This is a genomic window from Bradyrhizobium canariense, from assembly GCF_019402665.1.
GTDB classification, from domain to species: domain Bacteria; phylum Pseudomonadota; class Alphaproteobacteria; order Rhizobiales; family Xanthobacteraceae; genus Bradyrhizobium; species Bradyrhizobium canariense.
In genome coordinates this window covers 22,289-46,097 of the sequence record NZ_VSST01000021.1, presented here as the reverse complement: position 1 = coordinate 46,097, position 23,809 = coordinate 22,289, and the positions used below count along the sequence as shown (strand labels likewise).

Genomic DNA, 23,809 nt, shown 5'->3' with positions numbered 1-23,809 from the left:
CTTTTAGCCGGTCCACCAGAGATCCTCGGTTCGCGCCATGTTCGAGACATCCCCATCCTCATATGGCAGGCGGGCATATCTTCCGCCGTGGTAGAGCAGCGGCGTCGCGACGGTATCGGGACCGAACATTTCATCGATCTGACCGATTAGGATGCGATGGTCACCTCCAGGGTAGTCCTCGACGAGGTGACAACGAAAGATCGCGTTTGCGCCGTCGACCCAAGGTACGCCGCTGCTCTGCCGCCAACACCATGTGGGGTTTGCGAGAGGACGGCCAGCGTGATGCATCGAGACATCCTGCTGGTGGCCTGCAAGGATATTCACGGAAAATGCGCCGACGCTCGCGATGCGTTTGGCCGTCGCGCTGGTCAAGGATGCACAGAAGAGGAGCAGGGGTGGATCAAGACTGACCGGAGTAAGCGAATTGACGGTCATGCCAGCGGGGGCATTTTCCCCGGCCACTGCTATCAAGGTGACGCCGGTGGTCAGGCGCCGAAATAACCTGCGAAAATCTTCAGCCGTACTGCCATTCATTTGAGCGGCTCTTGTCAGATCGATTGGATGTCCGTTTCAAGGGCACGATTATCCGCTGGAAAGTGTGCCGGCTGTATCTGGGAGCACATAGGGATAGCTGTATTCATTGCGGATGTATCCGCAGATACAGCCCGGGGATGCTCGCTGATGCCACAGTGTGAATGTCATCAGCAACCCTGAGGGATTCCATGAGCAAGACCGTGACGCGTGCCCGCATCGCAGCCAGCCTATGCGCATTCATTTCCGCGGCGGCTGTGGGACTCGTTGGGCCTCAGGCGGCATCCGCCCAGGAGAAGCCCGAGCTGCGTATCGCAGCTATCGTTTCAGTGACAGGAGCTGCCTCGGCGCTGGGTGCGCCAGAGCGCAATGCAGTGGCGCTGTTCGACAAGATCTGGTCTGCGCGCACCGACTTGCCCTTCAGGGTCAAGGTCATTTCCTATGATGACGGTTCAGATCCGACCAAGGCTGTCAGCCTGACACGCAAAGCGATCGAGGAAGACAAGGCCCATGTCGTCGTTTGCTGCACGACCACACCAAGCTCGATGGCCATCCTCGACACGGTAAAAGCCGCGAAGATCACCATGATCTCCATGGCTTCGAACGCCGCGATCGTCGAGCCGGCAGCTGATCGCCCGTTCACGTTCAAGACGCCCACGTCCGATAAATTGATGCTCCAGCGCACGCTCAATTACATGAAGCGTCACGGCATCAACAAGATCGGCTTCTTCGGTTTGGAAGATGCCTATGGCGAGGGTGGTCTCAAGGAGTTACAAACCGTCGCAAAGGAGACCGGTATCGATTTCGCATCAGCCGAGCGCTTTGCGCGGCAGGATACAAATTTCACGCCGCAGGCGCTGCGCCTCAAGCAGGCGGGATTGGACGCAATCTACATCCATGCGATCCCGCCGTCTGCTGATCTTGCCCATGAGGCGCTCAAGCGAGTTGGGTACACTGGGCCAATCTATCACGGGGCCGGCTCGTCGATTAACGCCTTCGTCGATATCGGCAAGGCGAATGTCGAGGGAGCGATCATCGGTGTCGGTGCGCTGAACGTCTATGACCAGATCGCGAAGGACAATCCGCTTGGTCCCGTGCTCGCGAAGTTTGCCGAGCTCTATGACGGGACCTACGGCAAGGGCAAGGTCGACCTGTTCGCGGGGCAGTCATGGGACGCAATGCTGCTCGCCGTGAACGCATATCAGAATATGTCCGAGGGCGCAGCCATGCGCGATGATCTCGCTGGCACGCGCGTGGCGATCAAGGACGCCATGGAGAAGACGCGCGAGTGGCCGGGCGTGAACGGCGTCTTCAACATTACCTCATCCGACCATCTTGGTCTCGACAAGCGTTCCACGTTCCTGTCTCAGATCAAGGGCGGGCGGTTCGTCCTGATCGAGGAATAGACCTTGCTCGACACCCTCTCATTCTTGCTCATCGACGGCATCACTAACGGTGCCGTCTATGGTCTCCTCGCCCTCAGTCTGATCGTGATCTACACGGTGACACGCGTGGTGAACATCGCGCAAGGCGAATATGTCACTTTGGGAGCGCTGTCGTTCGCGAGTGCGCTTTCAGGATCGTTCAATCTGCTCAGCGGGCTCGTTGCCGCTGGCTTGGCGGCGTTTGCGCTCCGTGACGTGGCAGACAAGCATCTTGGGGCGTCAGCAAGAATTCGCGTGCTGTTGATCCGTTCGGCCTGGATTGCGGGTGTGCTCGCGACAGCGTTCGCGGCCAGCAGGTTTCCAGGTTCGTACTGGCTCGCCGTTCTGGCCTCGCTGGCCGCCACGGCTTCGCTTGGGACGCTCACCTATCGATTGACGGTCGAGCCAGTGTCGGGTGCATCGCCAGTCGTACTGCTCATCGTCAGTGTTGGCGTATACATGGTCTTGCACGGCGCTGCTGTCTTGATCTGGGGCGCCGAGCCGCGGTCGGTGCCGCCCGTGGTCGAGGGCGGAGTGTCTCTGGGGCCCGTCTTTATCGCCTACCAGAGCCTCTGGATCTGCGGCATCGCCGTCCTGGCGATGGGCGGCTTGTACGCGTTCTCGGAACGAACCCTGATGGGGCAGGCGCTTCAGGCGACCGCGGTCAACAGGGTGGGAGCCCAGCTTTGCGGCATACCTGTGCGACTGGCCGGCCAGCTTAGCTTCGCGATCGGTGCTGGATTTAGCGCCCTGTCGGGGCTGTTGTTGGCTCCGCTCATCACCGCCAATTACGACATGGGCCTTCCGATCGGGCTGAAGGGGTTTGTTGCCGCTGCCCTCGGTGGCATCGTTGAATATCCGACGGCGCTGATCGGAGTCATGCTGGTTGGCCTTACGGAATCCTTCTCGGCATTCCAGGTCAGCGCGTTCCGCGACGTGATCGTCTTTCTCATGGTGATACCGATCCTTCTTTGGCGGAACGCTGTTCGGCCGCCAGAAGCGCACGAGCACTGATCATGTCCTCGAGAAATTTTTTCATCTTGCGGCGTACGCCCGCGGTTGCGTCGATGGTCACGGCCTTCGCAGCGTTCGTGTTCGCTGGCATCATCGCAGCCACCGGCCCGCAGTACGATGTGACGCTCCTCGTCACAGTCGGCCTGACCTCTCTTGCGGCCATGGGTCTGACGCTCTTGCTGATAGCCGGACAGGTATCGCTCGGGCAGGCCGCGTTCATGGCCACAGGGGCCTACGTGTCTGGGATCCTGGCGCGTGACCTCGGCGTTCCGCCAGTGCTCGCTCTCATGGCTGGCGTGGCTGCGTCTGCCGGCGCCGGGGCGGTGGTTGGGGCCATTACCTTGCGGCTGAAAGGCCATTTTCTGCCCCTTGCTACGCTTGCGATCGGAATTGCGACGAGTGCTGCAATCGTGGCGGGGGGCAGCGTCACCGGCGGCGCGTCCGGGCTCGGGCAGATTCCGCCGCTCGCTATCGGTTCTCTGGCCTTGACTGACGACCGAGCGTTCGCAGTCCTCGTTTGGCTGCTGGTTGCGGTGTTTGGCGGTGGATTGTCTCGCCTGCTGCATTCCCGGACCGGACGAGCGATCGCAGCGCTGAAGACCGATCCAGAGATGGCAGAAATCTTCGGGGTCAATGCCGCGCGCTTGCGCCTGGTCGTCTTTGTCGTGGCCGCCATTCTCGCGGGAATGTCGGGAACGCTCTATGCGTTCTATTTCAAGTTCCTCAGCCCGGCACCGTTTGGGCTCACGGCAAGCGTAAACCTTCTGATTGCCTGTATTTTCGGCGGAATGGCGCACCCGTTTGGCGCGGTCCTCGGAGCCACGGCGATCGCGGCACTTGAGATGGTGCTGCAGAATACCGTGGCCCGAATGCTGGGCTTGTCCGGCAACGTCGAACTGATCGTGTTCGGGCTGGTCCTGATCTGTGTGCTGCTACGCTGGCCTGGTGGCATTTGGTCGGCACTTCTGCGGGTATGGCCGCGATTTTCCGTCTCTCGCCCAGCTCGCAACATTGAGCTCGCACCGTCCAAGCGCAGCACCGCCGGCGAGGATCTGCTGTCAGTGTCGGGTATCGCCAAGAACTTCGGTGGTCTCAAGGCGCTGCAAGGCATCTCGTTCTCGGTCGGCACGGACCAAATTGTTGGTCTCATTGGTCCGAACGGTGCCGGCAAATCTACGACTTTCAATATCGCGACCGGTCTTGTCGCGCCTTCGGAAGGCACCGTCCTTCTGATGGGCGCGGCGCCACCTGCGCGGGTCTCCGATCTCGTCCATCGTGGCGTCTCTCGCACCTTCCAGCACGTGCGAATAGTACCCGAGCGCACCGTGCTCGAAAACGTGGCGTTCGGTGCTTACGCGCAAGGTCGTTCCGGGATGATATCGGGGATGTTCGGCTTCGACCGAAACGAAGAGGCGGCAACCTACGCAAAGGCGTGGCGCGCTCTTGAAATCGTGGAACTGGATGGCTTGGCACACGAGCCGGCCTCGCGGTTGGCAATGGGGCAGGCAAGGCTCGTCGAGGTCGCCCGAGCGCTGATCAGTCGACCGAGATTGCTGCTGCTGGACGAGCCCGCTGCCGGATTGCGCACGGGCGAAAAGCTCAAGCTGGTGAGCCTGCTGCACCGCCTCAAGCGCGCCGGGACGTCGGTCTTGCTGGTCGAGCACGACATGGACCTTGTCATGAACTGCGTAGATCGGGTCGTCGTTCTGGATCGGGGTCAGGGCTTGATGACCGGCGTTCCAGACGAGGTGCGGCGGGACGAGCGCGTGATCGCCGCCTATTTGGGGACCTGACCGATGCCGAACCTGCGGATCAGCGGCTTGAAAGTGGGGTATGGACGAGCGACGGTTATCGAGAACCTCGCTCTCTCGGTAGCATCCGGCGAACTCGTTACTGTTTTGGGCGCCAACGGCGCCGGGAAGACCACCCTGCTGAACGGCATCATGGGTTTGGCTCCGCCGCGTGCGGGATCGATCCTGATGGAGGATCAGGAGTTGATCGGTCTCCGTCCCGAGCAGCTGGTTGCTCTTGGCGTCGTGCTCGTCCCTGAACGACGGGAGTTGTTTGGAAATCTTACAGTCGAGGTGAATCTCCGTTTGGGCGGCTATCGAACAGGCGCGCCGTCGAAATCGCTCGATCGTATCTACAGTCTCTTTCCGATTCTTGCGGAGCGGCGCCGGCAAAAGGCCGCCACGCTGTCGGGTGGTGAACAGCAGATGCTCGCAGTAGGGCGTGCCCTGATGTCTGGGCCTAGATTGCTAATGCTGGACGAACCGTCGATCGGACTCGCGCCACTGATCGTTCAGGAAATTCTTCGTGTGATCGGCCAACTCAAGGCCGACGGGCTAACGATCATCCTGGTCGAGCAGAACGCAAGGCTCGCGCTGTCCATGGCAGATCGCGGCTATGTCCTCGAAGTCGGGCGAATCGTGCTCGAAGGCCCAAGCGGATCACTGTCGGCCGACCCAAGATTGAGCCAGGCCTACCTCGGAGGTGCCGCAGACTACGCTGCGGCGCGGGATCAAGTATATGTCGACTGATGGAGAAATCCTTCGACTGCACGCAAGCTTCTCGAACGGCGACGTATCGCCGGTCGAGATCGCTCGTGCTCATCTCGACGCGATCACGACGACGAACGCGGAGATCAACGCGTTCTCGTTGGTAGATGAAAACGTTGCGCTCGATATGGCGCGCGCCTCCGAAGCGCGATACTGCCGTGGCGAGCAGGTCGGACCGCTCGACGGCATCCCGACCACGATCAAGGATACCCTGAACGTCGCCGGATGGCCGACGCGGCGCGGATCGAGGACGACAACCGAAACGCCTGCGGCTGCGGACGCAGTCAGCATCGCGCGACTTAGGAGCGCTGGTGCTGTCTTTTTGGGGAAAACGACCACGCCGGAATTCGCCTGGAAGGGCCTAACTCAGAGTCTCGCCAATGGTGTGACCCTCACCCCGTTGGATAGAACTCGCCATGCAGGCGGGAGCAGCGGCGGCGCTGCCGCCGCGACTGCGCTCGGGATCGGCCTTGTCGGCATAGGCACCGACGCCGCAGGCTCCGTTCGCATACCTGCCGCCTTCTGCGGGGTTGTTGGATACAAGCCAACCTTCGGAGCGATCCCACTTGATCCCTACCCGGCGGCCTTCTGGCAGCTTCCTCACGTCGGTCCTATCACGCGAACCGTCGCGGATGCCGCCCTGGCGGCGTCGGTGATGAGCGGACCGGCCTCTTCGGACTGGATGTCGTTGCTTCAGACGCCGCTGTCCAACCGTGTTGAGAAGAAGTTGACTTCTCATGAACTCCGCATCTGCATTCCGGCCCATATCGAGCATCATCTGCATCCCGCGGTGCGGATTGGCTGGGAAGAGGCCCTGAAGGCCCTAACCTCGCGGGCAGAGATTGAAACGGTTGAACTCCCGCTCCAGGAGGCCCGGGATATTGTTGGGACGCTCTACCGTGTTGGATGTGCGTTTGCCGTCTCGCTGGTTCCCGAGAGCAAACGTGCAGATCTCGATCCTGCGATACTGCAATTCATCGAACCGATACGCAGCTTGTCTGCGGAGAAGCTGTTGACCGTTCAGCGTCGCCGCGAGGAAATCGCGAACGAGATGGCGCTGCTTTTGGGCGATGGTGTCCGAGTCCTGCTGACTCCGACCATGCCTTGCCTTCCCCCGCGCACGGATTCCGTTGAGTCCGGCGAGGTCGACTGGCTCAACTGGTGTCCCTTCACGCCATTGTTCAATCTGACGCGTGGCCCCGCGCTTTCGGTGCCGTGGCATGCCCCCGCAACCGATGTTCTGCCGATCGGTCTGCAAATCGGCGCTGCGCCTGGAGGCGACGGCCTCGCCCTGGCTGCTGCATCCATGATCGAGAGCATTGCGCCTCAACATCTTGCCGCGAACCAAGGCACGAAGCCATGAAAGCTGCTGGCAGCGAACGACCAAGGCGGGTTTCATTGGAGGTCGATCGTCTCGTTGATGGGCGGCCCGTTCAGCTGTCTTTACTCAGAAGCGGGATGGGACGCCGCGTCTTGCTGCTGCATGGATTTGCTTCGGATGCCCACGACGACTGGGTCGCGACCGGTTGGTTCGACGCGCTGGCTCTTGCAGGGTACGAGGTCGTCGCCCCGGATCTTCGCGGCCATGGGCTCAGCACCAAGTCTCGCAACCCGAGCGACTATCAGCTTGGCGCGTTCGCGACGGATATTCTAGCGGCATCCGAGGCTTGTTGGGGCGAGGCCAGCTTCGACGTGATTGGCTATTCCATGGGCGCGCATATCGCCATGACCTTGGCCTTGGCGGCTCCCGATCAGATCGGGCGGCTGGTGCTCGGCGGCATGGGCGAACGGATCGTTGCAACCGTCGGGCTGGCTCCCGAATTCGCCGATGCGCTGGCCGCCTGGGATAAGGCAACGCAGAGGTTGGAGGGACGGAACCTCCCACCGTACGCTATTCGATTGTGTCAGCACGCGGCATCGAAGCCGTACAACGATCTCGATGTCCTTGCCGCTTGCCTTCGCGGGCAGAGCTGCGTGTTCGACCTGCCCAGATTGGCAGCCGTCGCGGCGCCGACGCTGGTGATCGTGGGAGAAGAAGACAAGCTCGCAGGTTCGCCATACCGCGTTGCCGCCCTTTTCCCAACCGGAGTGGCTGCCACGGTGCCTGACCTGAACCACAGCGCCGCGCTGGCCAGTGCAGCATTTCGCTCGCGCGCAATTCTACATTTGAGTGCGGCAGCGATCTCTCGACGCCTGGCCGGCCTGGCATGAAGCCGTCGGCAAGCACTCATATGCGTCCTCCGAATGCCGCCTTCGGAACACGCTCGCTGAAATCCATCTCGCCGCTGCAAAGCTCGTGCTCGCTCGGGCCCGATCTGGCGGGAGTTCCATTGGTAAGAGTAACTTGATGCTGAGCAAGTCTGTCATGCGCGAAGTCTCCCTTTCGGACAAGTTCGACCTGACGAACGGGACGATCTTTATCACCGGAAAGCAGGCGCTTGCGAGAGTGCCTTTGCTCCAGCGCGAACTCGATCACGCCCGGGGATTGCGTACCGCCGGTTATATCTCCGGGTATCGCGGTTCTCCCCTTGGAACGGTGGACAGCGAACTGCTGAAGATCGCCGATCGTCTTGACGCAGCCGACATCGTTTTTCAGCCGGGCTTGAATGAAGATCTCGCGATGACGGCGGTGTGGGGGAGTCAGCAGCTCGATTTTGTCCCCGGACGCAAATACGATGGCGTCTTTGCGATGTGGTATGGGAAGGGACCCGGCGTCGACCGCTCGGGCGATGCGATCAAGCACGCCAACATGTCGGGGACGCATCCCAATGGCGGAGTGCTGCTCGCCTTTGGCGACGATCACGCCGGCAAATCGTCCTCGCTTGCGCACCAGAGCGACCTTGCTCTCGCAGCTCATGAGGTGCCGGTCCTTTATCCCTCCGATGTGCACGACATCTTCAAGTTCGGTTTGGCCGGCTTCGCGATGTCGCGCGAATGCGGTCTTCTTGCGGGCCTGAAGCTCGTCAATGAGACGGCCGATTGTACGCAGGCCGTTGAGTTTTCTCTCGATGAACTTGCGCCGGTGCTTGAAGACGCCTCATCCGGCGGCGATGTCGGTATCCGGGTCGAAATGTTGGCGGTGGCGGCGCAGGACCAGCGCATGGTCCGTCAGAAGTTGCCGAAAGTACACGAATTCACGCGGCGTAACGCCATTGACCGAGTGGCGTTCGGATCGAAGCAGCCAACCCGTCTTGGCATCGTCACCGCGGGCAAGGCGTTTCAGGATGTGATCGCCGGCCTGAACTGGATCGGCATTGATGATGCCGAAGCACAGCGCTTGGGAATAGGGGTCCTGAAGGTCGGATTGATCTACCCGCTCGATCCCAAGCCCCTGACGGAATTCGCAGGCGAAGCCGGCGAGCTGCTTTTCGTGGAGGAAAAGCGCCCTCACATGGAGCTTCAAGCAGCCGCGCTGATGTACCATTTGGCCCGCCGGCCGAACATCACAGGCAAGCGTACGCCAGAGGGACATCCTCTTCTCCCACTGGATCAGCCGCTCGATTCGGCCGTGGTCGCGCAGGCGATTGCGCAGCGCCTCCTGGCAAATGCGGTGACACAAGACACCGCCCTGGCGAAGGTGCAAGCGGCATTCGAGAATCTCAACCTGCGCAGCTCGGCGTGGCAACAGGTCGAGGCAGGTCCGCTGACGCGACGGCCTGTCTTCTGCTCGGGCTGTCCGCATAATCGCTCGACCAAGCTGCCGGAGGGATCGTTCGGGGTGGCCGGAATCGGCTGCCACGGTCTCGTCCAGTTCATGGATCGCAATCCGTTGCCATGCACTCACATGGGAGCCGAGGGCGTCAACTGGATCGGATTGTCGCATTTCACCAACACCAAGCATGTGTTCGTCAATCTCGGGGACGGGACGTTCTCCCATTCGGGCTCCTTGGCAATCAGGGCGGCGGCAGCGTCCAATGCCAACGTCACGTTCAAGATCCTGGCGAACGATGTGGTCGCCATGACCGGAGGCCAGACCGTGGAGAGCGGACTGTCCGCCGGGGCAATGGTCCGCCAGGTCCTCCTGGAAGGCGTCAAGCGTGTTGTCGTTGTTGCCGAAGACCCCGATGCCGTTCGTTCCGAGCAGTCGCTGCCGTCCGGTGTTGAGGTTCTCCATCGTACCGAGATGGAGAACGTCCAGAAGAAACTACGCGAGACGTCTGGAACAAGCGTCATCGTTTACGTGCAGATCTGTGCCACCGAAAAGCGCAAGCGGCGCAAGAGGGGCCAGGTGCCGGCCGTCTCGAGACACGTCGTGATCAATCCCGCGGTGTGCGAGGGATGCGGTGACTGCTCGCGCGCATCGAATTGCATGTCGGTTCAGCCGCTGGAAACTGAATTCGGCCGAAAGCGACGTATCGATCAAGCCAGCTGCAACAGTGATCTGTCCTGTCTGGAAGGCTTCTGTCCTTCCTTCGTTACGCTCGAGGGCGCCCGGCTTAGGAAGCCGGCGCCGCTTGGTCTCGAGGAGGCGGTGGCGCGCCTACCGATCCCTCGGTCCAGGTCCCGAGACGATCGGACGTTCGGCATTCTGATGGCTGGCATCGGCGGTACGGGTGTGGTGACGGCGACCGCTGTGATCGGCATGGCTGCTCACCTCGAAGGACGCGGAGTTGGCATTTACGACATGACCGGTCTCGCTCAGAAGGGCGGCACCGTGTACAGCCACCTCCGCATCCTTCCCTCGCCCGCCAGCGTGGCGCCGCTCCGGTTGGGTCTCGATGACGCCGATCTCCTGGTCGCGTCAGACGTCGTTGCGGCTACACAGCTTGAAGCCTTGAAGACCCTTAGTTCCTCGACTGCAATCGTGGTCGACGACCAGGTTGTCGCAACGCAAACCTTCCATGAGAATGGGAGCATTGATCTCGGTGCCGAGCGCCTCATACGCAGCCTCGAAGCGCGATCCGGCCATCGACCCACCAGAATTCCCGCAAAGGAGCTTGCGCAGCGTACTCACGGCGATCCGATCGTCGCCAACATGATCTTGCTCGGTTCGGCCTTTCAGATCGGGGCGTTGCCGCTGTCCTTGGAGTCGATCGAACAGGCCATTCGGCTAAATGGCGCGGACGTCCCAGGTACCTTGCGAGCGTTTCACCTTGGGCGGCTCGCAATTGCGGAGCCGGCCACGGTTGCGAATTTGATCGCCGATGTCGATCCACCGATCGCAACGGTACCGCAGCCGGTGACGACGCTGGAAGAAAAGATTGCGCTTCGCGTGAATGCCCTCCGAGGGTACCAAGACGATGCTTATGCGGACCGTTTCCAACGGGTTGTGGGCTTGATCCAGACGGCAGAGGAAAAGGCGGTGCCAGGATCGACACGGTTGACGGAGGCCGTGGCCAAGAATGCATTCAAGCTGATGGCGTACAAGGACGAGTACGAGGTCGCTAGATTGCTCACGGAGCCATCATTTTGGGAAAGCGTAGACGCACGGTTCGACGGCGGTTCATTGAAGCTGCATTTGGCGCCGCCAATTCTATCGGCACGCGATGCCGCAAGTGGGCGTCCGCGCAAACGAGCGTTCTCTGCGCGCTATATGCTGCCAGTCCTACGGCTTCTCGCGCGCTTCAGGGGGCTGCGTGGCACGGCGTTCGACCCATTCGGGTGGATGCAAGAGCGGCGGATAGAACGCAGGTTGCGCGACCAGTATCTAGCCACGCTGGAGGAAATCGCCACAAATCTGGATGCATCGAATATCGACGCCGCCGTGGCTCTTGCCTGTTATCCGGATGACATCCGCGGCTACGGACCGGTTAAAGAGGCATCGGTGGTGCAGATCGAACCTCGTATTCGAGTTCTGCGCGCGAAGTTTTCATCCTCGTTCGACAGCCAGTTCGGCCACACCCCTCTCAAGTCGATCGCACCGCATGAACTTAGGAATCGATAGGCTCAGCGCGTAATCCGAGCTCGGGCTTCCGGCAGGTAATCGCGACGAACGGCCCGCTCTCGGGGACCCTGGCACCGCTGCCCTGAGGTGATGAAGCTGAGTGGCACGATGGGAGAACGCTATGAATGCCGACACGCTGCCGCGTCCCGCGCCTGAAACGATCGCCTTATTGCGCGCGGAATTGAGCGGCCATCTGGGCGCACGCGTAACCACGTCGCAGGCGGTGCTCGAACAGCACAGCCATGGCGAGGGGCTGCCGGCGGTCGCTGTGCCCGATCTCGTGGTGTTTCCCGAGAGCAATGAGGAGGTCGCGCTCGTACTGGCGCTTTGTAATGCGCATCGTGTGGCGGTGACACCCTTTGGCGCAGGGTCTTCGTTGGAGGGCCAGGTTGTGGCGCTCGCCGGCGGCGTCTCGCTCGACATGAGCCGCTTCAACAAAATGCTAGATGTCTCGCCGGAATCGCTGGATTGCCGGGTCCAGGCTGGCGTGACGCGAGAAGCCTTGAACGCACAGATCCGCGATACGGGGCTGTTCTTTCCAGTTGACCCCGGCGCCAACGCCTCGATCGGCGGCATGGCCTCGACGCGCGCTTCCGGCACGAACGCAGTGCGCTATGGCACGATGCGCGAAAATATCCTCGGCCTGACGGTCGTCACTCCGGCCGGCCATATCGTGCGCACCGGCAGCCGCGCGCGCAAATCCGCCGCCGGTCTCGATCTTACGCACCTGTATGTCGGCAGCGAAGGCACGCTGGGCGTCATCACGGAGATCCAGCTCAAACTCTACGGGCTGCCTGAGGCGACCATCGCGGCAGTCTGCCAATTCGTGTCCCTCGAGGGCGCGGTTGCCGCGGTCGTGACCGCGCTGCAGTCCAATCTAAAAATGGCGCGCATCGAGCTGCTGGACGAGGTGCAGATGCGCGCCGCCATCAACTATTCGAAGCTCGACTATGCTGAAGCGCCAACGCTGTTTCTGGAGTTCCATGGTTCGCCGAACGGGGTGCGAGAGGACGCCGAGATGATGCAGGCGATCACTGCGGAACATGGTGGTGGCGCATTCGACTTCGCGGAACGGGCGGAGGACCGCAGCCGGCTCTGGAAGGCACGCCACAATTCCTATCAGGCGGTGAGGGCGCTCAGTCCCGGCAAGAGCAACATGGGGACTGATGCCTGTGTGCCGATTTCGGCCTTGCCGGCCTGCCTGCTTCAGACCAAGGCCGACATCGTCGCCTCCGGCCTGACGGCGCCGATCGTCGGCCATGTCGGCGACGGCAATTTCCACCTCGGCATCCTGTTCGACCCGAATGACGCAGAGGAGACGGAGCGAGCTGAGGCGCTCGCATTCCGTACCGCTCGTCGTGCGATCGCGATGGGAGGAACGTGCTCGGGCGAGCACGGGGTAGGATTGCACAAACTCGTGCACATGCAGACGGAGCACGGCGAGGGAGTAGCGCTCATGCAGGCGGTGAAGAACGCATTGGATCCAAATGGCATTATGAATCCGGGCAAGATGTACCCGAGTCCAACGTCGTTCCCATGATCGTCGCCGGCGACGGCGTGCCCGCCAACAGGACGTCCGCGACGCCGGTGTCGCTGGTCGATGCCTATCCGACCGTGCTCGACGGCGTCGGCCTGTCCGCCGATCCGGATGGCGTGCCCGGCCGCTCGCTGTTCGCAGTGGCCAACGAGCCGGAGGATCGCGATCGCGCGTACATGCTGCGCAAGGGCCGTTTCAAATACATCCACTATGTCGGCTTTTCGCCTGAACTGTTCGATTTCGGCGGGCGTCGGCGATTGGTTACCGACGAACCATTACCGGAGCTATCAACGCGCCGACCTGAAGACCCCGATCCGCCACGAAGCCGCTGCGGGAGGAAGCCTCGCTGGCTCCTTGTCTCTGGGCGGGCACATCTGCGCTTGCGCGCTGATCTGAGCGGGAGGTCAAGTGCGCGCGTTCCAACCGTCTGTGTCGGTTGGACCGCCCTCTTAGCCCAGCAGCAGGCCCAGGCCGCCTTCGCCGGGGCTCAACTCGGTTCGCTCCCGGTGGAGGAGCGCAATCGAAAGCGCGGGTGTCAAGCCAGCATGCCGGGCTTCTTTCCATGACGATGGAGCGCATCACCGCAGAATAGGCGTTGCCTATTTCAGATAGCTCGCCAGATTGATGCTCAGGATCTTGGCGAGCGCCGAATAGGACGCCGTGAGCTGCGCCTGATAGGTCGACAGCTGTGCCGTGATGGCGGCGACGTCGACGCCGGTGAGATCGTTCGACAGGGTCTCGGCGTAACTCTTGTAGTCGGTCTGGCGCGAGCTCGCCGTCTCGATCGAGGACGCGTTGTTCGACAGCCTGGCCTGCACCGCCGCGGTGTCGTCGAGCGCCGTGCCGGCGAGGTCGAGCGCGCTGGTGATGTCCGAAGACGCCAGCGAGGTGCTGTTGGCCACGAATTTGAGAACCCGCATCACCTCCTCGAACGCCGAATCGTCGGCGGTGACACCATATGAGACCGTCTGGTCGGCGGCGACCCGCACCGAGGCGATCTCCTCGTCGCCGTTATAGTAGCTCGTATCGGCCGCAGTCAGGGAGCCGGTACCGGACGCGAAGCTCGTGAGATCGACCGGCGCGGTGTCGGTCTTGCCGCCGCCGAACACATACTGGCCGTCATATTGCGTGTTCATCAGCGAACCCATCTGCTCCAGCATCTGCTGTGCGGTGGTGATCACCGAATTCGCCTCGGTCGAGCTGCCGGTCGAGGCTGCGCTGAGCTGGGAGCGGAGCTGCGTGAGGATGTCGGTCATCGATCCGACCGCCGAATACATCACCTGCACCTTGCTATCGGCGAGCGTCGCGGCATCGATATAGGATTGCGCGCGGGTCACCGAGACCTGAAGGTTGACGACGTGCTGCGCATCCCAGCCGTAGCCGCCGAAATCGGTCGAGATGACGCCCGTCGATTCCTGGATCTGCTTGTTGGCCATGACCGACTCCACGCGCATCGCGTCGGCGATCATCCTGTTCGACTGCGCGAAGGTGGCGACCCGCATCGCGACCATGAGCCTCCTCCCGGCTGTTACGACTGCACGGCGGACAGCAGCGCCGAGTACATGGTATTGATGGCCTGGATCAATGCGGAAGCCGCGGAATATTTGTTCTGGAGCGTGCTGAGCGTGGCGGACTCCTCGTCGAGGTTGACGCCGGATTGCGAGGACAGCGAGCTCGCATAGGTCGATTGTGCGGTCTCTTTCGCGGTGTAAGTGTCAGATGCCTGCGAGGCCTTGCTGGCGACGTCGGCCACGATGGCAGAGGCGTAATCGGCCAGCGAACCGAAGGTGGCGGCAATCCCGCCAGTGGCGGCGAATGTCCGGGAATCCGTCAGCGCGTCATAGAAAGCGTTGACGACGGTGGCCGATCTCGACGACAGCACGGTGCTGCCCACCGTCAGGCTCGACGAGGAGTCCAGTGTCGCCAGTTGCAGCTCGTTGGTGCCGGACAGGATCTTGCTGTTGACCGCGATATCCGCCGCGCTCGTGCCGGTCACGAGGTCGTTGAGGCCGAAATACTCGGAAAATCCCTCGCCCGAGCTTCCCACCGAGCTCGTCATCTGGTTGATGGCGACGCCATTGCGCGAACCGGTCGCCGTGATCGAGAGATGGCCGTCCGCATCGACCGAGGCGGACATCCCGGAGATGCCGTTGATGGCGGTGACGAGATCACCGACCGTGGAATAGGACGACAGGTCGAGATCGCCAAAGGAGACCAGGTTGCCGCTCTGGTCGGTGGCGGCAAGGCGCACCGTTCCGGTGGCGGACAGCGCCGTGCTGCTGGTGACGCTGGTCGTCCCGGTGAGGCTCGTCGGCGCCGGCACCGCGGACGCACTGTTCGAGACGCGGTTCATCGCGGAAGCCAGCTGCTGCGCTAGCTGATCGAGCTGCGACTGCGCATTCGTCAGGGTCGTGTCTCGGAGCGTGATGAGCGCGCCGATGTCCCCGCCTGTGATCTGCGAGGTGATGTCGACCCCGTTCACTGTGATCGCGCTGAAGCCGTTCGACGAGGAGCCGGGAATATAGCTGGTCGCCGCCGTCACATTGGCCGCCGCAGTATAGCTGATCGTATGCGCGGAGCTGTCGACCAGCGCCTGGCCGGACTTGGTGTAGATCTGGGTATCGCCGTTCGATGCCGTGAAATAGTTGATGTTCATCTTGGACGCGAGGTCCTGGAGCGCGGTGTTGCGCTGGTCCTCCATATCCGCGGTCGACTGGCCGGCCGCCGCCGTCTGCTTGATCTGCGCGTTTAAATCCGCAATCTGCTGCAAGTCGGTATTGATGTCGTCGATCGAGGACGCGATGTCCTGGTCGGCATCTGAGCGGAGCGTCTGGATGCTGCTCGACGTCTCCCGCAGCTGGCTCGCGACGTCATCGAGCGCGCTGACGATGTTGGATTGCAGCGAGGCACTGCTCGGCGTGCTCGCCAACGAGGACAAGGCGGATTCCAGCGAGGCGATGCTGTTGGCGAGTGACGTACCGGTCGACGAACTGTCGGTGCTGCTGGTCGAGCCGTAGAGTTTTTCGAGCGACGTCAGGTAGGTGTTGGTGGTATCGGCGGAGCCGAGATCTGAAGTCGCAGAGATCAGCGACTTCAGCAACAGCTTGTCGACCGTCGAGGTGATGCCCGTCACCGTGACGCCGGTGCCGACACCATTGGTGACGCTGCTCGACTGGTTCGCGGTCTTCTTTGTATAGCCCGTGGTGTCGGCGTTCGAGATGTTGGAGGACGTCACGCTGATCTGCACGGACGTCGACGACAGTCCGCTGAAGGCGATCGATCGTGCGATATCGAGCGACACGGGCGGCTCCTCGTTGGTCAGGCGCTGCGGCTGGTGGCGCTGGAAACGGCGCCGCCCGCGGCGACGCGACCGGACGCGCCATAAGGCGACACCACCGCGATCTGCTCGCGGATCGCCTGCATGACGGCCTCGATCCGGCGATTGCTGGCCTCGATCGCCGCGCGCAGGCGCACCAGATTCTCGTCCATCGCGATACGCAGCTTCAGGATCCGCTCCATGAGCTGCTCGCGCAGGATCCGGTCGCGCACGTTGAGGCTGGTGGTCCCCACCGAACATGCGGCGACGGTCTGCTCGAAGATCTCCGCCAGGCGGTTTTTCTCGTTGACCTGCTTCAGGCGCGAGGCCGGCAGGCCTTTGGCGAGCTCGACATTCTCCTCGGCGACCAGCACGGTCAGCGTATCGATCAGCGTGATCAGCGACTTGATCCGGACATCGCCGTTGGCGGCGTTGGTCGCGGCAACTTTGCTTTTGGTTTGAGCTACAGTCATGGTCATCGCCTTCTTCTAATTGTGCCGTTTGCCGCGGTCGGCCAGCGAACTGCGCAAATACGCACCGATCGCGGTCGTCCTGACGGTTGCCTGTCTCATCTCGCCCTCGATCTCCGCGCATTCCTGCAAGAGACCGAGCCGTGCCGTCTCGACGTCGTCGATCAAGGCCAGCAATTGCTTTCGATCGTTCCCCTTGACGGCTGAAGCCCGCGCCACCAGCCGCTTCAGCCGGCGCAACAGCGCTTCTCCGGCCGGGCTCGCTTTCTCATCGCGCATCGCTCACCTCATCGCCGAGATCAGGGTGTCGTACATCTTGTTGACGGTGGAGATGACCTGGGACGCGGCGGAATAGGCCTGCTGCGCCGAAATCATGCTCGAGAACTGGCTTGAGGTGTCGGTGGTCGACGATTCCAGCTCGCTGCCGTAGATCGTGCCCGCACCGTTCTCTCCGGAGGCCTGTAGCGCGGCATTCCCCGACGTCACGGTCGCCGAGTAGAGCCCGTTGCTAGCCGCGGAAAGACCATTCGGATCGGCGAAGGTCGCTACCGCAATCTTGTAGATCGCGATGGTCTCGCCGTTGGAATAGGTGGCGTCGACCACGCCATCCTTGCCGATCGAGACGCTGGACAGCTTGCCGTAAGACAGGCCGTCGGAGTCGATGCTGGTGACGTTGACCGAGGGCGTCGTCTCGCCGGAGGCGTATTGTGTCAGGCCGTTGGTGCCGCCGACCGTGCCGAGGTCCATGGTGATGGTGCTGTCGGCTGCGCCGTCGGTCCAGCCCGTGACTGAGACGGTTGCCGGGTCCGGGCTGGTGCTGGCCAGCGAGCCATCGCTGTTGAAGGTGACGTCGATGGTGCCGGACGCCGTGCCTGTCGCGGTCGTGGTATCCGACGACGAGGTCGGATTGGCAAAACTCGCACTCCAGCTGTTGGTGCCGGTCTTGGTCCACGTGATCTGCATCGTGTTTGCGGCACCGAGAGAGTCATACGCCGTCATCGAGCTGGTATAGGTGTCGCCGGTCGCAGCATCCGACGGTAGATTGGCCGCGATCGTGGTCTTGATGGTGGCGCTGCCGCTGGTCGAGGCAATCTGGGTGTTGATGGCCGAGAGGTTGCTGGCCGACTCGCTGCCGACGACATCGCCGTCCGCGTCGGTGCGCCAACCTTCGAGGTAGCTGCCGTTGTTCTCGAGATAGCCGGCATTGTTGATCGTGAAGGCGCCGTTGCGGGTGTAGGACGTGATGCCTCCGGACACGGCGCTGGTCACCACGAAGAAGCCCGTGCCCTGGATGGCAACGTCGGTGGCGTTCGAGGTCGCGGCGAGCAGGCCCTGCTGGGTGATGTTGGCGCGGCCCGAGATGGTGACGCCCCCCGACGCATAGGAAGTCGTGTTGCTCGAAGCGGTCACGAGCGCGTCGAACATCCCCGACGTCGTCTTGTAGCCGGTCGTGTCCGAATTGGCGATGTTGTCGCTGATCATGGACAGGGACTGGCTCTGGGCGCTGAGCGCCGAGATTGCCGAAGACAATGCACCGGTGAGACTCATGATGAAACTCCGAGGAAATCAGGGCGTTGAGATCAGGACGTGACGCCGAGGATGTTGGCGGCGCTGACAGCGACGCCGTTCACCGTGAGCGATGGCGTGGAGGTCGATGTGTCGATGCCGGTCACCGTGCCGGTGACGGTCGTGTAGTTGAGCACGGAGTTGCCGGCGGGGTTCGTCGCGGTCACCGAGATGGTGTACTGGCCGCCGTCGGCGCGCTGGCTTCCGCTGGAGTCCTTGCCGTCCCAGGTGAAGCTGTTTGAACCGGAATTGCCGGCCCCGGTGCCGGTGTAGACGACGTTGCCGGACGAATCCGAGATGCTGATCGACACGTTCGAGGCGGCCGCGGACAGCGAGTAGCCGAACGTCGCCGAGCCGTTGCTCAAGGTCGACGTGTCGGACTTCGCCTCGACGGTGTGGCCGATATAGTTGACCGAGTTGAGCGTCACGAGACTCGAGAACGAGCTCGCAAGCGAATTGAGATTGGAGTTGATCGACTGCTGGGAGGTGAAATTGGCATAGGAGCTGAGCTGATTGACGAGGTCCGTGGTCGAGGTTGCATCCAGCGGATTCTGGTTCTGGAGCTCGCTGACCAGCAGGGTCAGGAAATCGCTGGATGTCAGCGTCGAGCTGGACGACGTGCTCGATGATGACGATGTCGTCGTGGCCGCAGTCGTTGCAGAACTCGTGGCGGAAACGGTCATCAGAAACTCCGGCTTTCCCGCGCTGTCGACGACGAGATGTCGGTCGGCTGCGCTTGAAATCTGTGTGCTGATGAAACGGGTGGACGCGCGGATTCAGGCGGGGATTCACGCGCGGGAAAGCGGCTTTCGACACGGCAAAATCTGCCGTGTCGTGCGTGTTAGAGAGCGATGATGCGAGGTTGATTTAGAGCCGCAGCGGCGGTGCACGACCTCGCCCCGCAAGTGGGACAAGATGTGGGACAAGATGAAGGAAGCGACGATGTCGGAAAGAGCCCTTCAGCTCCCCGCCGTCTCGCCTTCCGTGCTCGGCTCGGCGGGGTCGCCTTTCATTTTCGCAGCAGCGGCGGCGATGCGGTCGGCGAGGCCTTTAGGCGCGCGGACGGTAGGCGCGGCGAGTGCCTGACGCAAGGTGCGCGCCTCGTCCAGCAGGGCCTGCGCAGCGGGGGAGCCCGCCAGCAGCTCTTCCGCGGGCAAACGCCGATCGTCGGGCCAGAAGGAGAGATCCTCGCCCAGCCGATCGATCATTTCCTCAAACTCGGTGACGTCCATCGCCCGCCGATTCAGCCTCGGTCGGGCCACGTCATAAAGCATTGCAGGCACGGGGAAAACCGGATTTCAGCGGTTTCACGCGCCAAAGGTGCCCGCAGCACTACGGAAAGCGGCCGAAACGGCCGGCCGGGGCATCGCCCACCGTCAGGATCGGGCAGCCCGTGCTGTTCAGCCCCTGCGAGCCGAATCGGCCGGCACGGCCTTGCCGCCGCGCGACGTGGCATCGACCTGCTCCCAAGCCTCCCGCAGCTCAGTCAGCCCGGCGACGATGCGCTCGTAGTTTTCGCGCGCACGCGGACGGCCGAAAGCCTTCAGGCTCGCCAGGATCAACGCGTTGTAGGTCTGGAACATCCGTTCCGCGACAGCCCCGCCCCTGGTGAAATCGAGATTGTGGCTCAGCCCGCGCAGGATCGCGGTCGCCTTCATCAGGTATTCGTGCCCCTCCTCGAAGCGGCGCGCCTCCTGCGCGGCGACCGACTTCTGAAGGAAGGTGATCGTGCCGCCAAGCAGCATCGAGATCGCCTTGAGCGGCGGCACGGTCGTTGCCGCTCCCCGATAGGCCTGGTTGGCCATGTACACCATCGGATTATGCATCATCAATCACTCTGTTTCACACAATTAGTCGCTCGATGAATTGAGCAGGGCTTTGAGATAGGTCAGCGTGCTGTTTGCACTCTCGATCGCCGCCTGGTATTTCGCGTATTGCGTCTGGAGTTGCGACTGCAGGGTCGCGGCGGCACTGTTGATGTCATCGACCTTCTGCTGGAGATCGTCGTCGCGCGTCGTCAGATGGGTGATCAGCGTCTGCAATACGCCGGTCGTCGACGAGTAATTCTTCGCGATCTGATAGAGCTGCGTGGCGATGCCCGAGGTCGACGTCACCGTGATCGACTGCGAGGTCGAGCCGCTATAGGTGAAGGCCATACCTGCATAGATCGAACCGGAAGCACCGATGATCGTGGTTCCGCTTACCGTGAAGAGCGACGAGTCGCCGCCGACCGAAGCCGAGGCGAGATTTCCGTCGGAATCGACCGACAGGTCCAGCGTGAAGGATTGCGGCGACGTGCCTGTATTGACAACGCTGAGCTGGCTCGACGAGGTCGTCGTCTGCGCCGACAACAGCTTGGTCACACCGCTCAAATTCGTGCTCAGGATATCCGACAACGTGCTGGTGTCGAGCTCGAGCTCGTTGTTCTCGTTGAATGACAGGCCGAGATCGGCCATCGTCATGCCGCCCACGGTGCTGTTCAGGGCGTTCTGGAGCGCATCCATGATGTTGCGCATGGTTCCGTCGCCGAACAGGACTGCGCTCGAGGCTGCCGTGCCGTCGGTTGCGGTCGTCTGCTGGGCGATGACCTCGTCGCGAAAGGTCTTGTAGTTGGTGACGAACGTCTCCACCGCAGATTCGATCTGGCTGGTGTCGGTCTCGATGCTGATGTTGAGCGACGTTCCGTCCGGCGTCTCCTGGAGCAGGCTGAAGGTGACCCCGCTCAGGACGTCGGAGATGTCGTTGGTGTCGCGGGTCATCGAGATGCCGTCGAGCGTGAATTCGGCCGACTGCGCCTCCTGGATCACGTTGGCGAAGCTCCCCGAGCTGTCGGTCACGCCCAGCTCGTTCATGATGTCGTTGCCGGACGTGCTGGAATAGGCGATGTCCGCCGCATCCTCGGTGCCGGTCAGCACCATCTGGTACGACGTGCTGGAGACCTGCACGATCGAGGCCTGGACGTTGGTCGTCGAGGTCTGGGCGTTGATGGCGTCGACGACCTCCTGGAGCGACATCGTGCTGGTGACGGTGATGTCGGATGTGCTGCCGCCCTTCAGGCCAATGGAAAACGTCCCGGAGTAGCCGAGCTCATCGGTCTGGCTCGATTGCGAGGTGCCGAATACCTTGTTTGCGGTGGCGAGCTGGCTGATCGTCAGCGTGTGATCGCCGATGGCCGCCCCGCTCTTGATGGTCATGGAGAGCGCCGAGGAGGCGCTGACGTCGCCGGTCGAGCTGATGCTCGCCGAGCGCGTCGCAAAGGCACTGGCGGACAACGAGTTGACCACCGCGGTCGAAAGCGACGCCAGGCCCGAATACAACGTTTTCAGATCGGTCTGGAGCGTCTGATAGGCCGAGATCTTGGCCTCGTTGTTCGTGATCGTGGTCGAGATCGTGTCCGCCTGCGCGGTCTTCGCGTCGACGGCGGCCTGAATCAGCGCCGACCAGTCGATGCTGCTCGAATTGGTGGTCCCGCTCGTGGTGACGGAGACGCCCGAACTTGTGCTGTTGGTCGAACTGACGCTGGTCACTTTGCCTGGTCATCCCTGGTAGGAAGCGGGCCGGCATCATGCCGGCCCGCCCGGATCATCATCAGCCCAGCAGCTTGAGCAGGTACTGGGGCATCTGGTTCGCGGCGGCCAGCGCCGACACGGCGGCCTGGGTCTTCACTTCCGCCGAGGAGAGCTTGGACTGCTCGGCCGCGATGTCGACGTCCTTGATCGCCGAATTTGCGGATTGCAGGTTCTGGGTCTGCGTCGAGATCGAGTCGGCGCTGAAGTTGAAGCGCGATTCCTGGGCACCGATGCTGGCGCGCGCTGCCGATACCGTGTCGATCGCCGTGTCGAGCGCCGTCAGCGCCGAGGTTGCATCCGACAGCGAGCTGACGTCGAGCGAGGACACGCCGAGCGAGGACGCGGTGAGGCTCGTGAGCGTGATGGTGATCGTATCCGAGCCGGAGGAGCCGACCAGAACCGAGACGCCGGAGGCGAACACGCTGGAACCATCGAGCAAGCTCTGGCTGGAGTAGCGGGTGCCGGATGCGATCGAATCGATTTCGTCCTGCAGCTGCGAGAATTCCGAGTTGATGTAGGCGCGGCTGGAATCGGTCGTGGTGCCCGACGCGGATTCGGAGGCCAGCGACTTCATGCGCGCGAGAATATCGGAGATGTTCGAGGCGCCGCCGTCGGCGGTCTGGAGGATCGCGTTGGCCTGCGAGGCGTTGGTCGCGGCCTGCTGGAGCGTGGTCACGTCCGAGGAGATGCGGGTGGAGATCGCGAGGCCGGCGGCGTCGTCGGACGCGGATGTGATGCGCGAGCCGCTCGACAGCTTCGAGAGGGAGCTGGTCTCCTGCGAGGAGTTGATGTTGAGGTAGCGGACCGCGGCGTTGGCGGCGGTGTTGGTATTGATTGCGGGCATTGGAAGCTCCTGTGCTGATGGGCAAGCGTGCCGCATCGTTGAAATCGACTTACGACGACGCGGACCGCAGCCCCGTCCGTTCGCTCAAACGGCGGAGTGCAAGGAGATCAGGCGCGAAAATTTTCGCGAGGGCAATTTTATGGTTAGCAATCGGTAAACGCGGTGCGGATGTCGCGTTCATGCTTGCGAAGCAGCTGACGAAGCTGCTGGCGGCCGCGCTTGAGCAGCGACTCCACGGCAGCCACCGTGGTGTCCATCACCTGGGCGATCTCGCCGTTGCTCATGTTCTCGTGGTACGAAAAGATCACCGCGATGCGCTGCTGTTCGGGCAGGCGCTGCATCGCGAGCTCCAGCATGTCGTTCAGCTCGTTGCGCTCGATGATCGCGACGGCGCCCGGCTGATCGTCGGCGACCTCTGGCACGGTCTCGACATTCTCGTTGCGCGGCTTGCGGCGCAGATCGATGCAGCGGTTGGAGATGACACGGTAGAGCCAGGTCGAGAACTTGGCGCGGCCGTGCTGCCAACGACCACGATGGCTCCAGATCTTGAGCATGGTGTCCTGCACCACGTCCTCGGCGTCCGCTGCGTTGCCGACGATGCGCAACGCAATCGCATAGGCGCGGTCGATGTGCCGCTCGACCAGCATGCGGAACGCAGCCTCGTCGCCGGTGGCGAGCTTGTCCAGAAGCTCGCTGTCCTCGTCGTAGACGATTTCGGCGGCAACAGGCGTGCTATCAGGCGCGAGCGGCACCGACGGCATCACCGGCACGATCGCATCGACCGGCATCGTTGTCGTGATCTCGGTCTCGGCGGGAGCCCAGACATCAGCAGCGTAACTCATCCCGCAACCTCCAACCCGCAATGCCGACGGCGCACATGCCGCACGGCTTCCAGGCGTTGAACGCGGGGCCAAAACATTCCAGGCGAAGAATTTTTGTTAGTTTTCAAGATGTTAGCCGGTCGTTTTTTGCCGAGCATCGGGCAATAATTGCCGACTGCGCGATGCTCTCGCGCGTCGCAGCTGCAATCTTCACATCGTCTCGCGCCATGGCGGATCATCCATCCTGAACAGATGTCGTTGAGAGAAAACGCTGA

The 23,809-nt window shown here is 62.2% G+C and carries 21 protein-coding genes; 9 read left to right on the top strand and 12 right to left on the bottom strand.

What is annotated here, in order from left to right:
• Positions 1–3 precede the first annotated feature (3 nt).
• Positions 4–534: a flavin reductase family protein gene (locus FXB41_RS12955; RefSeq protein ID WP_219682008.1), complete on the bottom strand. Its 531-nt coding sequence runs from the start codon at positions 532–534 to the stop codon at positions 4–6.
• Positions 535–722: 188 nt separating this feature from the next.
• Here FXB41_RS12955 and FXB41_RS12950 point away from each other — a divergent pair, with 188 nt between their 5' ends.
• The 9 genes from FXB41_RS12950 (at position 723) to FXB41_RS12910 (ending at position 13,514) form a co-directional block, all read left to right on the top strand.
• A complete protein-coding gene (locus FXB41_RS12950) occupies positions 723–1,937 on the top strand; it encodes an ABC transporter substrate-binding protein (protein WP_219682007.1) in 1,215 nt (404 codons plus the stop codon).
• Between the two features lie 3 nt (positions 1,938–1,940).
• On the top strand, positions 1,941–2,969 hold the full coding sequence (locus FXB41_RS12945; protein ID WP_219682006.1) for a branched-chain amino acid ABC transporter permease: 1,029 nt from the start codon (positions 1,941–1,943) through the stop codon (positions 2,967–2,969).
• A 2-nt stretch (positions 2,970–2,971) separates the two neighbouring features.
• The gene (locus tag FXB41_RS12940; protein WP_219682005.1) at positions 2,972–4,762 is read left to right on the top strand and encodes a branched-chain amino acid ABC transporter ATP-binding protein/permease; all 1,791 of its coding nucleotides are present in this window, start codon (positions 2,972–2,974) and stop codon (positions 4,760–4,762) included.
• Positions 4,763–4,765: 3 nt separating this feature from the next.
• Entirely contained in the window at positions 4,766–5,509 is a 744-nt protein-coding gene (locus tag FXB41_RS12935; RefSeq protein WP_219682004.1) for an ABC transporter ATP-binding protein, read from the top strand.
• On the top strand, positions 5,499–6,890 hold the full coding sequence (locus tag FXB41_RS12930) for an amidase (RefSeq protein ID WP_219682003.1): 1,392 nt from the start codon (positions 5,499–5,501) through the stop codon (positions 6,888–6,890). Before FXB41_RS12935 ends, FXB41_RS12930 begins: the two co-directional genes overlap by 11 nt.
• A gap of 110 nt (positions 6,891–7,000) precedes the next feature.
• Positions 7,001–7,738 carry an alpha/beta fold hydrolase gene (locus FXB41_RS12925; protein ID WP_219682002.1) on the top strand — a complete coding sequence of 246 codons (738 nt, stop codon included), beginning with the start codon at positions 7,001–7,003 and terminating at the stop codon, positions 7,736–7,738.
• Positions 7,739–7,874: 136 nt separating this feature from the next.
• A complete protein-coding gene (locus FXB41_RS12920; RefSeq protein WP_219682001.1) occupies positions 7,875–11,411 on the top strand; it encodes an indolepyruvate ferredoxin oxidoreductase family protein in 3,537 nt (1,178 codons plus the stop codon).
• Between the two features lie 121 nt (positions 11,412–11,532).
• The gene (locus FXB41_RS12915; RefSeq protein WP_219682000.1) at positions 11,533–12,951 is read left to right on the top strand and encodes an FAD-binding oxidoreductase; all 1,419 of its coding nucleotides are present in this window, start codon (positions 11,533–11,535) and stop codon (positions 12,949–12,951) included.
• Positions 12,948–13,514, top strand: coding sequence for an alkaline phosphatase family protein (locus tag FXB41_RS12910; protein WP_219681999.1), 567 nt, complete (start codon positions 12,948–12,950; stop codon positions 13,512–13,514). The genes FXB41_RS12915 and FXB41_RS12910 overlap by 4 nt, the downstream gene beginning before the upstream one ends.
• A 33-nt stretch (positions 13,515–13,547) precedes the next feature.
• Here the strand turns inward: FXB41_RS12910 and FXB41_RS12905 are convergent, their stop codons facing one another.
• The 11 genes from FXB41_RS12905 to FXB41_RS12855 all read right to left on the bottom strand — a co-directional run bounded on the left by FXB41_RS12905 (position 13,548) and on the right by FXB41_RS12855 (position 23,555).
• On the bottom strand, positions 13,548–14,459 hold the full coding sequence (locus FXB41_RS12905; RefSeq protein WP_219681998.1) for a flagellin: 912 nt from the start codon (positions 14,457–14,459) through the stop codon (positions 13,548–13,550).
• Between the two features lie 17 nt (positions 14,460–14,476).
• Positions 14,477–16,249 (bottom strand): flagellar hook-associated protein FlgK, encoded by a 1,773-nt coding sequence (gene flgK / locus FXB41_RS12900; RefSeq protein ID WP_219681997.1) that lies wholly within the window; start codon positions 16,247–16,249, stop codon positions 14,477–14,479.
• A 17-nt stretch (positions 16,250–16,266) separates the two neighbouring features.
• Entirely contained in the window at positions 16,267–16,743 is a 477-nt protein-coding gene (locus FXB41_RS12895) for a flagellar protein FlgN (protein WP_219681996.1), read from the bottom strand.
• Positions 16,744–16,752: 9 nt separating this feature from the next.
• Entirely contained in the window at positions 16,753–17,013 is a 261-nt protein-coding gene (locus FXB41_RS12890; RefSeq protein ID WP_219681995.1) for a hypothetical protein, read from the bottom strand.
• A gap of 3 nt (positions 17,014–17,016) precedes the next feature.
• A complete protein-coding gene (flgE, locus tag FXB41_RS12885; RefSeq protein ID WP_219681994.1) occupies positions 17,017–18,282 on the bottom strand; it encodes a flagellar hook protein FlgE in 1,266 nt (421 codons plus the stop codon).
• Positions 18,283–18,314: 32 nt separating this feature from the next.
• Positions 18,315–18,983, bottom strand: coding sequence for a flagellar hook assembly protein FlgD (locus FXB41_RS12880; protein WP_219681993.1), 669 nt, complete (start codon positions 18,981–18,983; stop codon positions 18,315–18,317).
• Positions 18,984–19,259: 276 nt separating this feature from the next.
• On the bottom strand, positions 19,260–19,532 hold the full coding sequence (locus tag FXB41_RS12875; RefSeq protein WP_219681992.1) for a hypothetical protein: 273 nt from the start codon (positions 19,530–19,532) through the stop codon (positions 19,260–19,262).
• 168 nt (positions 19,533–19,700) lie between these two features.
• Entirely contained in the window at positions 19,701–20,129 is a 429-nt protein-coding gene (locus FXB41_RS12870; RefSeq protein WP_219681991.1) for a flagellar export chaperone FliS, read from the bottom strand.
• A 21-nt stretch (positions 20,130–20,150) separates the two neighbouring features.
• Positions 20,151–21,827, bottom strand: a complete 1,677-nt coding sequence (gene fliD / locus FXB41_RS12865; protein ID WP_219681990.1) for a flagellar filament capping protein FliD — start codon at positions 21,825–21,827, stop codon at positions 20,151–20,153.
• Positions 21,828–21,888: 61 nt separating this feature from the next.
• A complete protein-coding gene (locus FXB41_RS12860) occupies positions 21,889–22,713 on the bottom strand; it encodes a flagellin (protein ID WP_219681989.1) in 825 nt (274 codons plus the stop codon).
• Positions 22,714–22,856: 143 nt separating this feature from the next.
• Positions 22,857–23,555: an RNA polymerase sigma factor gene (locus FXB41_RS12855; protein ID WP_219681988.1), complete on the bottom strand. Its 699-nt coding sequence runs from the start codon at positions 23,553–23,555 to the stop codon at positions 22,857–22,859.
• Between the last annotated feature and the right edge of the window lie 254 nt (positions 23,556–23,809).

Excerpts from the sequence above, each read along its gene's own strand:
- FXB41_RS12955 (WP_219682008.1), bottom strand. The coding sequence starts at position 534 with ATGAATGGCAGTACGGCTGAAGATTTTCGCAGGTTATTTCGGCGCCTG.
- FXB41_RS12950 (WP_219682007.1), top strand. The coding sequence starts at position 723 with ATGAGCAAGACCGTGACGCGTGCCCGCATCGCAGCCAGCCTATGCGCA.
- FXB41_RS12940 (WP_219682005.1), top strand. The coding sequence starts at position 2,972 with ATGTCCTCGAGAAATTTTTTCATCTTGCGGCGTACGCCCGCGGTTGCG.
- FXB41_RS12935 (WP_219682004.1), top strand. The coding sequence starts at position 4,766 with ATGCCGAACCTGCGGATCAGCGGCTTGAAAGTGGGGTATGGACGAGCG.
- FXB41_RS12930 (WP_219682003.1), top strand. The coding sequence starts at position 5,499 with ATGTCGACTGATGGAGAAATCCTTCGACTGCACGCAAGCTTCTCGAAC.
- FXB41_RS12920 (WP_219682001.1), top strand. The coding sequence starts at position 7,875 with ATGCTGAGCAAGTCTGTCATGCGCGAAGTCTCCCTTTCGGACAAGTTC.
- FXB41_RS12915 (WP_219682000.1), top strand. The coding sequence starts at position 11,533 with ATGAATGCCGACACGCTGCCGCGTCCCGCGCCTGAAACGATCGCCTTA.
- FXB41_RS12910 (WP_219681999.1), top strand. The coding sequence starts at position 12,948 with ATGATCGTCGCCGGCGACGGCGTGCCCGCCAACAGGACGTCCGCGACG.
- FXB41_RS12905 (WP_219681998.1), bottom strand. The coding sequence starts at position 14,459 with ATGGTCGCGATGCGGGTCGCCACCTTCGCGCAGTCGAACAGGATGATC.
- FXB41_RS12895 (WP_219681996.1), bottom strand. The coding sequence starts at position 16,743 with ATGACCATGACTGTAGCTCAAACCAAAAGCAAAGTTGCCGCGACCAAC.
- FXB41_RS12890 (WP_219681995.1), bottom strand. The coding sequence starts at position 17,013 with ATGCGCGATGAGAAAGCGAGCCCGGCCGGAGAAGCGCTGTTGCGCCGG.
- flgE (WP_219681994.1), bottom strand. The coding sequence starts at position 18,282 with ATGAGTCTCACCGGTGCATTGTCTTCGGCAATCTCGGCGCTCAGCGCC.
- FXB41_RS12880 (WP_219681993.1), bottom strand. The coding sequence starts at position 18,983 with ATGACCGTTTCCGCCACGAGTTCTGCAACGACTGCGGCCACGACGACA.
- FXB41_RS12875 (WP_219681992.1), bottom strand. The coding sequence starts at position 19,532 with ATGGACGTCACCGAGTTTGAGGAAATGATCGATCGGCTGGGCGAGGAT.
- FXB41_RS12870 (WP_219681991.1), bottom strand. The coding sequence starts at position 20,129 with ATGATGCATAATCCGATGGTGTACATGGCCAACCAGGCCTATCGGGGA.
- FXB41_RS12860 (WP_219681989.1), bottom strand. The coding sequence starts at position 22,713 with ATGCCCGCAATCAATACCAACACCGCCGCCAACGCCGCGGTCCGCTAC.
- FXB41_RS12855 (WP_219681988.1), bottom strand. The coding sequence starts at position 23,555 with ATGAGTTACGCTGCTGATGTCTGGGCTCCCGCCGAGACCGAGATCACG.